Origin of the sequence: Acidovorax bellezanensis (assembly GCF_025421555.1) — a bacterium.
GTDB lineage: Bacteria > Pseudomonadota > Gammaproteobacteria > Burkholderiales > Burkholderiaceae_C > Comamonas > Comamonas bellezanensis.
The window spans coordinates 114947-129200 of record NZ_JAODYH010000004.1 but is presented as its reverse complement, the minus strand read 5'-3'; the positions used below and the strand labels follow the sequence as shown (position 1 = coordinate 129200).

13 protein-coding genes are annotated in these 14254 nt (G+C 66.9%); 11 read left to right on the top strand and 2 right to left on the bottom strand.

Features of this window, described 5'->3' with window-relative positions; genetic code table 11:
* The first annotated feature begins 122 nt into the window (after positions 1 to 122).
* From N0K08_RS08780 to N0K08_RS08745, 8 genes are all read left to right on the top strand, one after another.
* Positions 123 to 1103 carry a Bug family tripartite tricarboxylate transporter substrate binding protein gene (locus tag N0K08_RS08780; protein WP_261499848.1) on the top strand — a complete coding sequence of 327 codons (981 nt, stop codon included), beginning with the start codon at positions 123 to 125 and terminating at the stop codon, positions 1101 to 1103.
* A 61-nt stretch (positions 1104 to 1164) separates the two neighbouring features.
* Positions 1165 to 2322, top strand: a complete 1158-nt coding sequence (locus N0K08_RS08775; protein WP_261499847.1) for an acyl-CoA dehydrogenase family protein — start codon at positions 1165 to 1167, stop codon at positions 2320 to 2322.
* Positions 2323 to 2347: 25 nt separating this feature from the next.
* Complete coding sequence (locus tag N0K08_RS08770; protein WP_261499846.1) at positions 2348 to 3376, top strand: acyl-CoA dehydrogenase family protein; 1029 nt, start codon at positions 2348 to 2350, stop codon at positions 3374 to 3376.
* A 41-nt stretch (positions 3377 to 3417) separates the two neighbouring features.
* Positions 3418 to 4206, top strand: coding sequence for a crotonase/enoyl-CoA hydratase family protein (locus N0K08_RS08765; RefSeq protein ID WP_261499845.1), 789 nt, complete (start codon positions 3418 to 3420; stop codon positions 4204 to 4206).
* A gap of 31 nt (positions 4207 to 4237) precedes the next feature.
* Positions 4238 to 5446: a CaiB/BaiF CoA transferase family protein gene (locus N0K08_RS08760; protein ID WP_261499843.1), complete on the top strand. Its 1209-nt coding sequence runs from the start codon at positions 4238 to 4240 to the stop codon at positions 5444 to 5446.
* Between the two features lie 17 nt (positions 5447 to 5463).
* Positions 5464 to 5964 carry a MaoC family dehydratase gene (locus N0K08_RS08755; RefSeq protein WP_261500475.1) on the top strand — a complete coding sequence of 167 codons (501 nt, stop codon included), beginning with the start codon at positions 5464 to 5466 and terminating at the stop codon, positions 5962 to 5964.
* Positions 5965 to 6026: 62 nt separating this feature from the next.
* On the top strand, positions 6027 to 7016 hold the full coding sequence (locus N0K08_RS08750) for a Bug family tripartite tricarboxylate transporter substrate binding protein (protein WP_261499842.1): 990 nt from the start codon (positions 6027 to 6029) through the stop codon (positions 7014 to 7016).
* A 179-nt stretch (positions 7017 to 7195) separates the two neighbouring features.
* The gene (locus N0K08_RS08745; protein WP_261499840.1) at positions 7196 to 7933 is read left to right on the top strand and encodes a sulfite exporter TauE/SafE family protein; all 738 of its coding nucleotides are present in this window, start codon (positions 7196 to 7198) and stop codon (positions 7931 to 7933) included.
* Positions 7934 to 7970: 37 nt separating this feature from the next.
* On the opposite strand, the gene N0K08_RS08740 is transcribed toward N0K08_RS08745, so the two are convergent.
* Complete coding sequence (locus N0K08_RS08740) at positions 7971 to 8966, bottom strand: CobW family GTP-binding protein (RefSeq protein WP_261499838.1); 996 nt, start codon at positions 8964 to 8966, stop codon at positions 7971 to 7973.
* A complete protein-coding gene (locus N0K08_RS08735) occupies positions 8963 to 10612 on the bottom strand; it encodes an amidohydrolase (RefSeq protein ID WP_261499836.1) in 1650 nt (549 codons plus the stop codon). Before N0K08_RS08735 ends, N0K08_RS08740 begins: the two co-directional genes overlap by 4 nt.
* A 396-nt stretch (positions 10613 to 11008) precedes the next feature.
* Here N0K08_RS08735 and N0K08_RS08730 point away from each other — a divergent pair, with 396 nt between their 5' ends.
* The 3 genes from N0K08_RS08730 (at position 11009) to N0K08_RS08720 (ending at position 14238) form a co-directional block, all read left to right on the top strand.
* Entirely contained in the window at positions 11009 to 11956 is a 948-nt protein-coding gene (locus N0K08_RS08730) for a tripartite tricarboxylate transporter substrate-binding protein (protein WP_261499835.1), read from the top strand.
* A gap of 159 nt (positions 11957 to 12115) precedes the next feature.
* Positions 12116 to 13072, top strand: coding sequence for a Bug family tripartite tricarboxylate transporter substrate binding protein (locus tag N0K08_RS08725; protein WP_408642942.1), 957 nt, complete (start codon positions 12116 to 12118; stop codon positions 13070 to 13072).
* Entirely contained in the window at positions 13069 to 14238 is a 1170-nt protein-coding gene (locus N0K08_RS08720) for a CaiB/BaiF CoA transferase family protein (RefSeq protein ID WP_261499833.1), read from the top strand. Before N0K08_RS08725 ends, N0K08_RS08720 begins: the two co-directional genes overlap by 4 nt.
* Positions 14239 to 14254: the final 16 nt, after the last annotated feature.

Sequence of the window (14254 nt, the reverse complement as noted above, 5' to 3'; positions counted from 1 at the left end):
TATGTGTTCGGTATCGGGAGGGCGTTTTTTAATATTGGACGCATGTTATGTGATTCGCCTAAATTGCTCTCCAGGCACAGGTCCCGCAGAGGACCTGGCCGCCCTATTACAGGAGACAAGACATGCTCACTCGCAGACATCCACTGCGCCTGCTGGCCGCGGTGGCGGTGGCTTCGGCCTTTCTTCCCGCTGTGCCGGCCGTGGCACAGAGCTTTCCCGTCAAGCCCATCAAGTTCGTCGTGCCTTTTGGGCCGGGCAGCGGCACGGACACGTCGGCGCGCTACTTCGGCAAGAAGCTGCAGGAGCTCACGGGCCAGAGCGTGGTCGTGGAGAACCGGCCGGGGGCGAACGGCTTCATCGCCGTCAAGCAGGTGCTGGCCGCGCCGGCCGACGGCTATACGGTGTTCATCGGCAGCAATTCCACGCTGGCCGTGAATGTAGCGCTGTTCAAGCAGCTGCCCTATGACCCGACCACCGAATTCGCGCCGCTGACGATGATGATGCGCGCGCCGGCCATGCTGGTGGTGCCGGGCAAGTCGCCCGTCAAAGACCTGCGCGGCCTGATTGCTGACGCCCAAAAGCGCCCCGGCCAGGTGAACTTCGGCGCCGGCTCCGCGGGCTATCAGCTCATGGGCGAGCTGCTCAACGACGCGGCCCAGATCAAGACCGTGCATGTGCCGTTCAAGGGCGCGGGCGAAACCGTGACGGCCCTGGCCGGCGGCGTGGTTGATTACGCGTTCGCCGAAGTCACGGCGGTGCAGGAGCTGACCAAGTCCGGCCTGCTGCACGCCCTGGCCGTGGCCTCGGACAAGCGTGTGGCCAATGCGCCCGATGTACCCACCGTGAGCGAAGCCGGCCTGCCGGGCTTCGAGGCCTACACCTGGGTCGGGGCCATGGTCGGCAGCAAGACGCCGGCACCGGTCACGGCCCGGCTGGCCGAACTGTTCACGCAGATCTCCAAGATGGACGAGACGCAGGAGTTCTATGCGCGCATAGGCGCCACGCCCATGACCGGCGGCCCCGAGCAGATGCGCCAGTTCCAGCAAAAGGAAATCGCGCTGTGGAAACGCATCGTGACCCAGGCCAAGGTGCCCCAGCAATGAATCGCGCGCGGGGCCTGACAGGCGAAATGATCGCCACATTGCAACAACAAGGAGTATTGGGATGAGCAGCTTGGAGCCATTGCACCTCACGCGCATTCCGGCACAGGATGAAGCGCTGCGCGCCGAAGTGCGCGCCTTCCTGGCCGAAGCCACGCGCGCCATGCCGGCCCATGTGCGCGCCCGTTCCTGGGGCGGCTACAGCACGGAGTTCAGCCGCCAGCTGGGTGCCAAGGGCTGGATCGGCATGACCCTGCCCACCGAGTATGGCGGCGGCGGGCGCAGCGCGTTCACGCGCTATGTGCTGGTCGAGGAGTTCCTGAATTTCGGCGCGCCCGTGGGCTCGCACTGGATCGCGGACCGCCAGAGCGCGCCGCTGATCCTCAAATACGGCACGGAAGCGCAAAAGCGCTTCTACATTCCCCCCGTCTGCCGGGGCGAAGCCTTTTTCTGCATAGGCATGAGCGAGCCGAACTCGGGCTCGGACCTGGCCAGCGTGAAGACGCGCGCCGTACCCAACGACCTGGGCTTTGTGCTCAACGGCCAGAAGATCTGGACCACCAACGCCCACCACTGCCAGTACATGATTGCGCTGGTGCGCACTTCGGGCGAGACGGCCGACCGGCACAAGGGCTTGTCGCAGGTCATCGTCGACCTGAGCCTGCCGGGCGTGACCGTGCGCCCCATCCAGGACTTGTCGGGCGACCGCCATTTCTGCGAAGTGTTTTTCGACAATGTGCAGCTGGGCCCGGACGCGCTGATCGGCAGCGAAGGCCAGGGCTGGGAGCAGGTGACGGCCGAGCTGGCCTTCGAGCGCAGCGGCCCCGAACGGCTGTTTTCCAGCATCGTGCTGTTCGACCAGTGGCTGGACTGGGTGCGCACGCCCCAGGGCCACAGCGCAGCGGCCCAGCAGCTGGCCGGCAAGGTGCTGACCCAGCTGGCGCCGCTGCGCGCCATGTCGGTGTCCATCCAGCAAAAGCTCACCCAGGGCAAAAGCCCCATCGTCGAAGCCGCCCTGGTCAAGGAGCTGGGCACGACGCTGGAGCAGATGATTCCCGCCGCCATCGCCGATGACCTCTTCTCGCGCGAAGCGCAGGACGTGCCGCTGGAGCTGCTGCAAACGCTCAAGTACGTGACCGAAGCCTCGCCCTCGTATTCGCTGCGCGGCGGCACGCGCGACATCCTGCGCGGAATGATTGCGCGCGGCCTCGGCTTGCGCTGAGACGCACCACAGACAAGGAACGAACATGGACAGAGACGACGATTTGTTTGCCGACGCGGCCCGGACTTTGCTGGCCGACCAGTGCAGCCCGCAGGTGGTGCGGGCCGTGGAGCAGGGCGACCGCGCCGCGGCGCAGGCCTTGTGGGCGCAGCTCGAAGACGCAGGCTTTGCCGATGCGCTGGTGGCGGAAGCCGCGGGCGGCTCGGGCCTGGGCCTGGCCCAGGTGTTTGGCGTGCTGGAGCAATGCGGCGCGCAGGCCCTGCCGCTGCCGCTGGGGGAAACCATGCTCGCCCGCGCGCTGCTGGCCCAGGCCGGTGCCGCGCGTCCCGCGGGCAGCCTGGTGCTGGCCGACGGTGAAGTGCAAGCGGACGGCAGCTGGCGCGCCGTGGTGCGCAGCGGGCAGGTGGCCGACAGCGCGCTGGTGCGCTGCAAGAACGACTGGCGCGTGCTGGCCCTGATGGACGCCCAGCACACGCCCCATGCCTTCGCGCTGGACTGCGTGGCGCAGTGGAGCCCGGCGCAGGTGCAGACCGCCGCCGCCGTGGCTGTCGTGCTGCCGCAAGGCCTGGACTTGCGCACGCTGCAGGCCTGCCTGGTCGCCGCCTTGATGGCCGGGGCGCTGGACGCCGTGTTCCAGCGCACGCTGCAGTACGCCAACGAGCGCAGCCAGTTCGGCCGCGCCATCGGCAAGTTCCAGGCGATACAGCACCAGCTGGCGGTGATGAGCGAGCACGTGTTTGCCGCGCGCATGGCCGCCCAGCTGGGCTGCGCCGCCAATGGTCCGTTTCCCGACCGGCTGCGCGTGGCCACGGCCAAGGCGCGCTGCAGCGAAGCGGCGCTGGCCGTCGCCGAGACGGCCCATGCCATCCATGGCGCCATCGGCTTCACCGAGGAATTCGACTTGCAACTGCTGACCCGCCGCCTGCACGCCTGGCGCCAGGCCGCGGGCAGCGAGTCCTACTGGCATGGCGTCGCCGGCGAGGCCTTGCTGGCCCACCGCGGCCTGACGCTGGACCTGATTCGCACCATCACCGACGTGGAGCTGGCCGCCTGAGGCCGCCCACTTTGCACCCCCTAGACCGGAGAGAAAACACCATGGCCTTCCTGAACATCGCGCGCGACGGCGCCATCCTGACCGTCACCATGAACCAGCCCGAAACCCGCAATGCCTTGACCGGCAATACGGCGGTGGACGAGTTTGTCCAGCTGTGCGACGACGTGCGCAAGGACGCATCGGTCAAGGTCGTCATCCTGACGGCCAGCGGCCCCATCTTCAGCTCGGGCGGCAACGTCAAGGACATGCAGCGCTTCTTCGACGACGCGCTCACGCCCGACATGATCCGCGAGGAATACCGCCAGGGCATTCAGCGCATTCCCAAGGCGCTGTACCAGCTGGACGTGCCCGTGATCTGCGCCATCAACGGCCCGGCCATCGGCGCCGGCCTGGACCTGACCTGCATGTGCGACATCCGCATTGCGTCCGAAACCGCCACCTTCGCCGAAAGCTTTGTGCGCGTGGGCATTGTTCCTGGCGACGGCGGTGCCTGGCTGCTGCCGCGCGCCGTGGGCATGGCCCGGGCCGCCGAAATGGCTTTCACCGGCGAAGCCATCAGCGCCGCCCAGGCCCTGGCCTGGGGCCTGGTGTCGCGCGTGGTGGCGCCCGAGCAGCTGCAGGCAGAGGCCCTGGCCCTGGCCGCCAAGATCGCGGCCAACCCCGGCGTGGTGATGCGCATGACCAAGCGCCTGCTGCGCGAAGGCGAACACAGCTCGCTGGAATCGCTGCTGGAAATGTCGGCCGGCTACCAGGCCCTGGCCCACAAGACGGCCGACCACCGCGAAGCCGTGACGGCTTTCGTGGAAAAGCGCAAGCCGCAATTCGCCTGAAGCCGCCGCCGTGACTACCAAGCAGACTGCCATGCCATTGCAAGGCCTGTGCGTCGTGGACCTGTCCACGGTGGTGTTCGGGCCGCTGGCCAGCCAGATCCTGGGCGACTACGGCGCCACGGTGATCAAGGTCGAGACGCAGCAAGGCGATTCGACGCGGCAAACCGGCCCGTCGGCGCAGGAGGGCATGGCCGCCATGTTCCTGGGCTGCAACCGCAACAAGCGCAGCGTGGTGCTGGATCTCAAGCACGCCGATGCGCGTGAGGCCCTGCAGCAGCTGATTTCCCAGGCCGATGTCTTCATGCACAGCATGCGCCCGCAAAAACTGGCCAAGCTGGGCATAGCTCCCGAGCAACTGGCGCAGCGCTATCCCCGGCTGGTGTATGCCGGCCTGCACGGTTTTGCCGAAGGCGGCCCCTACGCGGGGCGGCCGGCCTACGACGACGTGATCCAGGGCATGTCGGGCATTGCCGACCTGATGCTGCAGCAAGGCGGTGAAGCGCGCTACCTGCCCATGGTGGCGGCCGACAAGGTCTGCGGCCATGTGGCGGCCCACGCCATCCTGGCTGCGTTGATGCGGCGCGAGCGCACGGGCGAAGGCGGTTTCGTCGAAATCCCCATGTTCGAATCCATGGTGGGCTTCAACCTGGTCGAGCACATGTACGGCCAGCACTTCGAGCCGCCGCGCTCGCCCGCCGGTTACCCGCGCGTGATGGCGCCCTGGCGCCGGCCTTACGCCACGGCCGACGGTCACGTGGCCATGATGCCCTACACGGATGTGCACTGGCAGCGCTTCTTCACCGAAGTGGGCCAGCCCGGCCTGGCCGAGGATCCGCGCTTTCGCGGCATGGCCCAGCGCACCCAGCACATCGCCGAGCTGCTGGCCCTGGCCGGCGGCTTCATCCGCCAGCACAGCACGGCCCACTGGCTGCAGGTCTGCGAGCGGCTGGAAATCCCGGCCGCGCCGATTGCCCGCCTGGACGATCTGCAGGCCGACCCGCACCTGCGCGAGACCGGCTTTTTCCAGACCGTGAGCGACCCGGTGATGGGCGAAGTGCGCTTTCCCGGCGCGGCCGTGCGTTTTGACGGCCAGCGTCCAGCGGTGCGCATGCCGCCGCGCCTGGGCGAACACACCCGCGACAGCCTGCTGTCCGCAGGCATGGCGCCGCAGGACGTGGAGCAGCTGCTGGCCAGCGGCCACGCGCGGCAGGCCGAACCATCGATTCAAGAGACCCCATGAATACAAACATCTCCTCCATGCCCCAGGCCGAAGCGGCCAAGGCGCCCGACCTGGCCATGGCCCGGCTGGGCCAGGGCTTCGTCTGGCAGGACCTGTCGGTCGGCCAGTGCTTTCGCACTTTCAAGCGCACGGTGACCGAGACCGACCTGGTCAACTTCATCGGCGTGACCGGCATGCTCGAAGCCATCTTCATCGAGGAAGGCTACGAGGGCGGCGCCATGCCTGGCAGGCCGGTGCCCGGCGCGCTGACCTACTGCCTGATCGAAGGCCTGATCTTGCAAACCATGATCCAGGGCACGGGCCTGGCGATGCTGGAGCTGCAGCAGAAGATCTTCGCCCCGGTCGTGGTGGGCGACACCGTGCAGGCCGTGGTCGAAGTCACCGAGATCCGGCCCACCTCGCGCAGCGGCCGCGCCGTGGTGGCGTCGCGCATCGACGTCTGGAACCAGAAAAACGTGCTGGTCATGAGCTATACGGCCAAACGTCTGCTGGCGGGGCGCGCCCCGGCCGGCGATTGAGCGCGGCGCCAGACCGGGCGCCGCTCCAGGACATGCAATGACAAAACCATAAGGAGACAAGCATGAACACCCGCCACCCCACTTCGCGCAGCAAGCGCCATCTGTGCCTGGCAGCCGCCGCTTTGTGCGTGCTGCCGCTGCAGGCAACAGCCCAGGCCTGGCCCGCACGCCCCATCACCATGGTCGTGCCTTTCCCGCCCGGCGGCCCCACGGACATCGTCGCCCGCCTGCTGGCGCAGCAGATGTCGCAGGAGCTGGGGCAGAGCATCGTCATCGACAACAAGCCCGGCGCCAACGGCAACATCGGCAATGCGGCCGTGGCCAAGTCGCCGGCCGATGGCTATACGCTGCTGTACAACACGTCTTCCATCGCGCTCAGCCCGGCCTTGTACAAGAAGCTCAGCTACGACGTGAACAAGGAGCTGGCGCCTGTGGCCCTGGCGGCCGTCGTGCCGCTGGCCCTGGTCGTGCACACGTCCGTGCCGGTCAAGAACGTGCAGGAGTTCCAGGCCTATGTGCGCGCGAACCCGGGCAAGCTGTCCTATGGCTCGGCCGGCAACGGCAATGTCACCCACCTGGGCGCTTTCCAGATGCTGCGGGCCATGGGCGCCGAAGCCACGCACATCCCCTACAAAGGCAGTGCGCCCGCGGATCTGGCACTGGCGGGCGGGCAGATCGAGTTCATGACCGACACCATCAACTCGGTGATCCCCTTCATCAAGGACAAGCGCATGAATTTGCTGGCCGTCACCACGCCGCAGCGCATGGCCTTGTACCCGGATGTGCCCACGCTGGCCGAATCCGGTTTGCCCGGCTTCGAAGCCGGCGCCTGGCAAGGGCTGATGGTGCCGGCTGGAACCTCGCCCGAGATCATCGCCAAGCTCAACGCCGCGGTGAACAAGGTGCTGAAGAACCCGCAGGTGATGGCCAAGCTGGCGCAGCAGGGCACCGAGCCTCTGGGTTCCACGCCGCAGGAATACGGCGCTTATCTGCAAAAGGAACTCAAGCGCTGGAAGGATGTGGTGGCGGTCACCGGCGTTTCCCTGGATTGAGCGTGAGGAATAGTGCCGGCATGGCATCAATCATCAAATAGGCGGCACTTTACGCACAGAGCAAAGCTGGCGGACATTCCAGAATGGAGCCCCATTTCTGGAGATGCCCGTGTCTGGTTTGTTCGATTTTTCCCTGCCGTCGTTGGACGGATTCCTGCCCTGCGAGCGTGGGGTGCGGCATGCTTGAGCTGGCCTACCCCCTCGCCGTGGTGTTGCTGGGCTATGTGGTGCTGGGCATCACCGGTTTCGGCTCGGCGCTGATCATCGTGCCCTTGCTGGCCTGGCGCTGGCCCTTGCCTGAAGTCGTGGCGCTGACGCTGCTGCTGGACGTGCCTGCATCCCTGCTGCTGGGCGGCCTGAACCTGCGCCAGGTGAATTTTGCCGAGCTGCGGCGCCTGCTGCCCGGCATGGCCGCGGGCACTCTGGCGGGGCTGTGGCTGTCCGGCGTGCTGGAGCCGCGCTGGCCCCTGCTGGTGCTGGGCCTGTATGTGGCCGCCGTCGGCATCAATGCGCTGCGCCCGCGCCCCGCGGTGCCGCCTGCGCCAGCGGCCGCGCCCTGGGCCCACGCCATGGGTTTTGCCATGGGCGTGGTGGAAATGCTGTTCGGCACCGCCGGGCCCCTGGTCGTGGCCTGGCTCAGCCGCCGCTTGCCGGACATCAATGTGCTGCGCGCCACCACGCCGGTGGCGATTGTGCTCACGGCCAGCGCCGTGTTGCTGGGCATGGGGTGGGACGGGCGGCTGGCCAGCGGCGAGCTATGGACGCGCTGGGTCGGCCTGATGGGCGTGGCCGTGATCGGCGTGCTCGTAGGCCACCGGTTGGCGCGTCTGGTGCCTGCCGCCACCTTGCGCCGCATCATCTGCGGCCTGCTGGTGGTCAGCGGCCTGACGCTGGTGGCGCACGCCTGGGGCGGCTGATGGGTCTGCGCCGCTGCCCATCGAGCGGCGCGGGTCTTCAGGCCGCAGGGCGTGGCGGGGCCAGGTGCGGCGAGCTTTCCACCGTCGAAGTAGAGGCCAGCGCTGCGCCGAAATGGCTCCACGGATGGAAAGGCGGGGCCTGCGGGTCGCGCGCCGCGATGAAGACCACGCGCGAGCGCGGGCTGCTCTGCGCCGGCCCGGGCGGCTCCAGGCTCCAGCGCTTGCCGCACAGCTGCAGCACGCGCGGCGCGGCTTCGCCTTCGAGAAACACCAGGCCCTTGGCGCGCAGCACCTGGGCGGGCAGGGCGTTCAGCGCGGCTTCGAGCGCGGGGCGCTGGAAAGGGTAGGTGGAGGTCAAAGTAGTGCTGACGAAGCGAGCCGCATGGTCGAGTGCGGGCGCTGGCGCATCCGTCTGGGCATGCAGCCCGGGCCCGAGGATGAGCTGGGCATCGACTTCGCCCATGCGGCTCTCGAGTAAAGGCACGCCGGGCGCCTGCACGCCCAGCCAGTCGCGCAGCCCGGCCAGCGCGGCGGGCGTGACCAGATCGGTCTTGTTGAGCAGCAGCAGGTCGGCCGCGCGCAGCTGGGCTTGCACGGTCTCGCCCACATAGCGGTCGACGGCCAGCCGCTGCACGGCCTCGGCGTCGACCACGGTGATCACGCCTTCGCAGCGAAAACGCCCACCGGCACGGCCCATCTCGGCGATGCGGCCCGGGTCGCCCACGCCGCTGGCTTCGACCAGCACGCGGTCGGGCCGCTGGGGCAGGGACAGCACTTTGAGAAAGGCCTGCATCAGGTCGCCGCCGATGGCGCAGCAGGCGCAGCCGTTCGCCAGGCTGATGATGCCGTCGGGCGTGCCCGGCGCGCGCTGGGCAATCAGCTCGGCGTCGATGTTGATGGCGCCGAAGTCGTTGACCATGACCAGCACGCGCTCGCCCTGGGGGTTGCGCAGCAGGTGGTTGAGCAGCGTGGTCTTGCCCGCGCCCAGAAAACCACCCAGCACCGTCAAGGCGATGGGGTCGTGCGTCGTCATGGCTGGACCGGCGCTTCGAACACCTGGCCGCCCAGTACCGTGCCCCAGACCTGCACATCGCGCAGGGCTTGGGGCGGCACTTCCAGCGGGTCCTGGTGCAGCACGGCGAAGTCGGCGTACTTGCCGATTTCTATGCTGCCTATGCAGTGGTCCAGGCGCAGCGTGTGGGCCGCGCCCAGGGTCACGGCGTGCAGGGCGTCGTAGACCGGAATGCGTTCATGTGGGCCGAGCACGCGGCCGCCAGCCGTCTGCCGGTTGACGGCGCACCAGGCGGTGAACAGCGGCGCGATGGGCGTGATGGGCGCGTCCGAATGCAGCGAGAAAGGCACGCCGTAGCGCAAGGCCGTGCCCGCGGCATTCATGCGGTTGGCGCGGTCCGGGCCCACGGTGACGTTGTAGTGCGCGTCGCCCCAGTAGTAGAGGTGGTTGGCGAACAGGTTCACCGACATGCCCAGCGCAGCCATGCGCTTGAACTGGGTGGCGTCGGCCAGCTGGCAGTGCTGCAGCGTGTGGCGGTGGTCCCAGCGTGGCGCGTCGCGCAGCACGGCTTCCACCGTGTCCAGCACCAGGTCGGTGGCTTCGTCGCCATTGGTGTGGATGTGGATGGTGAAGCCGGCGCGGTGGTATTGGTCGATCAGCTCACGCGTTTGCTGCGGCGAGATCACCCACAGGCCGTTGGGCTGGCCCTGGTAGTACAGCGGCCAGCGCAGGCGCGCGGTGAAGCCCTGGATGGAGCCGTCGACCACCATCTTGATCTGGCCGAAGTGCAGCTTGTCGGTGTTCTTCAGCATGGCCTGGCGCACGCAGTCCGGGCCGCGGCGGTCGAGGTCGCGCATTGGCGAGTAGGCCGGCGCCAGGCGCAGCGGAAACAGCGGGTCGGACGTGGCTTCGACCAGGCTGGCGACGGCGTCGTCGGCGAGGTTGTTGGACAGGTCGGCCGATGTGGTCACGCCGGCCAGCTGGGCCAGGCGGCCGAAGTTGCGGATGCCGGCTTCGGACTGGCCGGCTTCGAAATACACATTGCCCACGGATGCGAACACCGGGAACATGGCGGCCATTTCCTGCAGCTCGCCCGTGGGCAGGCCTTGTGCGTCCTTGGCGATGCCTTCGGTGGCATTGTCGGCGTCGATGCCGGCGCGCCGCAGCATGGCGCTGTTGACGTTCATCAGGTGCACGCTGGCGTGCAGCACCACCACCGGACGCGTGGTCGAGACCTGGTCCAGCTCCTGTACCGTCATGCGCGCGGTGCCGAAGTGGATGGGATCAAAGCCCCAGGCGAACAGCGGCTGAGCGGGGTCGCTGAGCTTCTCCTGGGCTTGGCGCAGGCGCTCTATCAAGGCATCGAAGCTTTGCAGGCCGGGCCACAGGCGGCCGTCGGGGCCGCGGCGGTCATGGTAGCCGGCGTAGACGAAATCCCACATGCCGCCTTCGAGCAAATGCGCGTGGCCTTCGACCAGCCCGGGCATCAGCACCTTGTCGGCAAAACGGGTGTCGAGCGTGGCCGGGCCCCAGCCCTGCAGTTCTTCGGCGCTGCCCACGCCCAGGATGCGGCCTTCGCGCACGGCCACATGGGTCGCTTCGGGCTGCATGGGGTTCATGGTGATGATTTTTCGGGCCTGGAAAATCGTCGTCGGCGCTTGTGTCATGGCGGTACCTGCGGTTGTCTCTGGAAGTGCGACTGGCACGGCGGCTTCTGGGGGCCCCTGTGCGCCACGCGCATGGCGATGGCGGTGCCAAGTGGCCACATTCTAGCGTTCGCGGGCGATGATTTCTGGCCTGGATTTATATATTCGCTGGAGCGATAGCATTATGAAAAATATTCGCTTGTTACAAATTGAGAGAAGTGGATAGCATGCGATCCACATCACTTGAGATGTAGAAAACCGGGATCTTCCAGGTCGAATGAAATGAATGCAGGCTTGTGATTTTCTTGAGGCAAGAAGTGTCATATGTTGATTTTCGAATACCTGGATGTCAATAAGACTGTGGATATAGGAGACGAAATGCGAAATCTATTCAGTATTCGAAAAGCAATATGTGCCATGGCAGCGGTCGCTTTGCCGGCAATGCTGGCGGCACCCGCCCAGGCCCAGGCGCCGGATGTGACGCGCATTGTGGTGGGCTTTGCACCGGGCGGCGCGCTGGATGTACTGGCGCGTGTGCTGGCCGAGAAACTGCGGGTGTCGCTGGGCGGCACGGTGCTGGTGGAAAACAAGGCCGGCGGCTCGGCGCGCCTGGCTTTGGTGGCGGTCAAGAACGCGGCGCCGGACGGCAAGACGATTCTGATGTCGTCGCCTTCGCCTGTGAGCATTTTCCCGCTGACCTACAGCAAGCTGGGTTATGACCCCGACAAGGACTTGATCCCTCTGGCCCACCTGGCCGAAGTGCGTGTCGTCGCGTCCACGGGCATGAAGCAGCCCTATAAGACCATCGGGGAATATGTGAACTGGGTCAAGGGCAAGCCCGCCGATCAAGGCGTGGGCCTGGTGACCATGGGCAGTCCCATCCATTTCGGCCTGCTGTCCATGGGCAAGACCACGGGCATTCCGCTGACGCCCGTGCCCTACAAAGGCTCGGCGCCCATCCTGACCGACCTGGTCGGCGGCGCGCTGCCGCTGAGCATAGACACGATTGGCGGCCAGATGGAGCTCTACCGCTCGGGCAAGATCCGCTTCCTGGGCGTGTCCGGTGCGCAGCGCTCGGCCTTCTTCCCCGAAGTGCCCACGCTCAAGGAAGCGGGCATTCCCGGCTTCGAAGTGGCATCAAGCTGGTTCGGCGCCTTCCTGCCGGCCGGCACGCCGCCTGCGACCGTGGCGCGCCTGGAAAAAGCCTTCATTGACGCTGCCAAGAGCCCCGATGTGCGCGCCAAGATGGAAACCCTGGCCATGGAAATGACGGGCCAGCCTGGCGCCATGCTGCGCAAGACCATACAGAAGGAACGGGCGCACTGGAAGCCCATCGCCGAAGCTTCGGGCTTCAAGGGCGATTGATGCCGCATGGCAGTGTCGGCGGCCTGTCGACACTGCCATGGCTGGCGATTTTCTTTCTTTATTCCAGAAAATGATAAATCCATGAAAACTATTCGTTTGTTTGAATGTCGGGCCAGCGCATAGCATGCATTGATCAAAGCACTGGAGAGATAAATGAAAATGAAAATAATGCAGGGTTTTCTGGCGGCGGCGTTTGCACTGTCGGTTACCGGATTCTCGAAAGCTGCTGATGTATATCCCAGCAAGCCCGTGAAAATCATCGTGCCTTTCAGCGCCGGCAGCGCATCCGACACCGTGGCGCGCATATTGAGCGATGAATTGCGCAGCAGCATGGGCGTGATCATTGTCGAGAACCGCCTGGGCGCGAACGGCATTATTGGTGCCAGCGCCGCGGCCAAGGCCCCGGCCGACGGCTACACCTTGCTGCTGACCAGCAGCGCCACCCATTCGGGCATCGGCGCGCTGTTCAAGAACCCAGGCTACGACCCGCTCAAGGATTTCGTGCACATCGCGCGCATCAGCACCATTCCCATGCTGCTGGTGGCGCGTGCCGATGCAGCATTCAAGACCGCCAAGGATCTGGCCGCTCAGGCCAAGAAAAGCCCTTTGCGCTATGGCTATGGCAGCGGCTCGGCGCAGATCGCCGGCGCGGCCTTCAGCGCGATCGCGGGCGCGCCTTCGGACGGCATTCCCTACAAGGGCCAGCCGCCGGCCGTCACCGACCTCATGGGCGGGCAGCTGGACTATGTGCTGGCCGACAGTTCGGTGGTTACGGCCTTCGTGCAAAGCGGTCGCTTGAAAGGCCTGGCCATCACCGGCGAGAAGCGCTCGGCGGAGCTGCCCGAGATCCCGACCATGGCCGAAGCCGGCTACAAGAGCTTTGACCTGGTGGTCTGGGTGGGCCTGGCCGCACCGGCCGGCACGCCCACGCCCGTGGTCGAGCGCTGGAACCAGGAGCTCAACCAGGCGCTGAAAACCCCCCGCGTGATCGAGAAGCTGGCCCGCCTGGGCATGGTGGCCAATCCCAACAGCACCCAGCAGCAGGCCGCGTTCGCGCTGGCCCAGCGCGATGTGTGGGTCGCGCGCGCCGCGGCCGCAGGAGTCGAGAAACAATGAAACCTATCCCCGAAACTTCCCCGCGCCGGCCTTTGTCGGGCGTGCGCGTACTGGACTTGACGTCCGTCATCATGGGGCCGGTGTGCACCCAGATCCTGGCCGACTATGGCGCCGAAGTCGTCAAGGTCGAGCCGCCCGAAGGCGATGTGATGCGCCATGCGGGCGCCAAGACCCGCCCCCAGATGGGCGCCATGTTCCTGCACGCCAACGAAGGCAAGCAGTCGCTGGTGCTCGACCTCAAGACCGAGGAGGGCGTGGCCACGCTGCGCCGCATGCTGCCGGCCTTCGATGTCTTCATCCACAACGTGCGCCCGCAGGCCATGCAGCGCCTGGGCCTGGGTGAGGCCGCCGTGCGCGCCCTGCACCCCGGCGTGGTCTATGTGGAGCTGACGGGCTACGCCGAGTCCGGCCCCTACGCCGGTCGCGCGGCCTTCGACGACATCATCCAGGCCCAGACCGGCCTGGCCGACCTGTTCGCGCGCCAGTCGGGCGGCGCGCCGGCTTATGTGCCCACGCTGATCGCCGACCGCGTCACCGGACTCACGGCGGCCCACGCCACGCTGGCCGCGCTGTACCGCCGCCGCGAAACCGGCGAAGGCGAGTGCATTCGCGTGTCCATGTTCGAGACCATGGCCGCCTTCGTGCTGGCCGACCATTTGGGCGGCGCCTCGTTCGAGCCGCCCGCCGGTTCCATGGGCTACAGCCGCCTGCTGACGCCGCATCGCCGCCCTTACCGCACGCTCGACGGCTACATCTCGGTGGTGGTCTACAACGACAAGCACTGGCGCTCCTTCTTCCAGGCCACCGATGCGCTCGCGGTCTTTGAAGCCGATGCGCGCTTCCAGACGGCGGCGGCGCGCGCCGACAGCTACGACCAGATCTACGGCTACCTGTCGGACGTGCTGGCCACGCGCAGCAGCGACTACTGGCTGGCGCTGCTTGACGCCGCCGACATTCCCTGCTGCCCCGTCAACCGCGTGGAAGACCTGCTGCAAGACCCGCAGCTGCGCGCCGTCGGCTTCTTCGACGAGAGCAGCGCGAGCGACGGCCACCAGCTGCGCCGCATCGCGCCACGCTATCGCGCCCCCACGGCCCAGCCGGTGACGGCCGCGCCATCACCGCAGGTCGGCCAGCACACGGATGATCTGCTGACCGCCTCTTTCTGACCCTTTTTCGAGAACC

Coding starts and splice junctions, on each gene's coding strand:
- N0K08_RS08750 (WP_261499842.1), top strand. CDS start 6,027: ATGAACACCCGCCACCCCACTTCGCGCAGCAAGCGCCATCTGTGCCTG.
- N0K08_RS08765 (WP_261499845.1), top strand. CDS start 3,418: ATGGCCTTCCTGAACATCGCGCGCGACGGCGCCATCCTGACCGTCACC.
- N0K08_RS08760 (WP_261499843.1), top strand. CDS start 4,238: ATGCCATTGCAAGGCCTGTGCGTCGTGGACCTGTCCACGGTGGTGTTC.
- N0K08_RS08735 (WP_261499836.1), bottom strand. CDS start 10,612: ATGACACAAGCGCCGACGACGATTTTCCAGGCCCGAAAAATCATCACC.
- N0K08_RS08725 (WP_408642942.1), top strand. CDS start 12,116: ATGAAAATAATGCAGGGTTTTCTGGCGGCGGCGTTTGCACTGTCGGTT.
- N0K08_RS08745 (WP_261499840.1), top strand. CDS start 7,196: ATGCTTGAGCTGGCCTACCCCCTCGCCGTGGTGTTGCTGGGCTATGTG.
- N0K08_RS08730 (WP_261499835.1), top strand. CDS start 11,009: ATGGCAGCGGTCGCTTTGCCGGCAATGCTGGCGGCACCCGCCCAGGCC.
- N0K08_RS08780 (WP_261499848.1), top strand. CDS start 123: ATGCTCACTCGCAGACATCCACTGCGCCTGCTGGCCGCGGTGGCGGTG.
- N0K08_RS08755 (WP_261500475.1), top strand. CDS start 5,464: ATGCCCCAGGCCGAAGCGGCCAAGGCGCCCGACCTGGCCATGGCCCGG.
- N0K08_RS08775 (WP_261499847.1), top strand. CDS start 1,165: ATGAGCAGCTTGGAGCCATTGCACCTCACGCGCATTCCGGCACAGGAT.
- N0K08_RS08770 (WP_261499846.1), top strand. CDS start 2,348: ATGGACAGAGACGACGATTTGTTTGCCGACGCGGCCCGGACTTTGCTG.
- N0K08_RS08740 (WP_261499838.1), bottom strand. CDS start 8,966: ATGACGACGCACGACCCCATCGCCTTGACGGTGCTGGGTGGTTTTCTG.
- N0K08_RS08720 (WP_261499833.1), top strand. CDS start 13,069: ATGAAACCTATCCCCGAAACTTCCCCGCGCCGGCCTTTGTCGGGCGTG.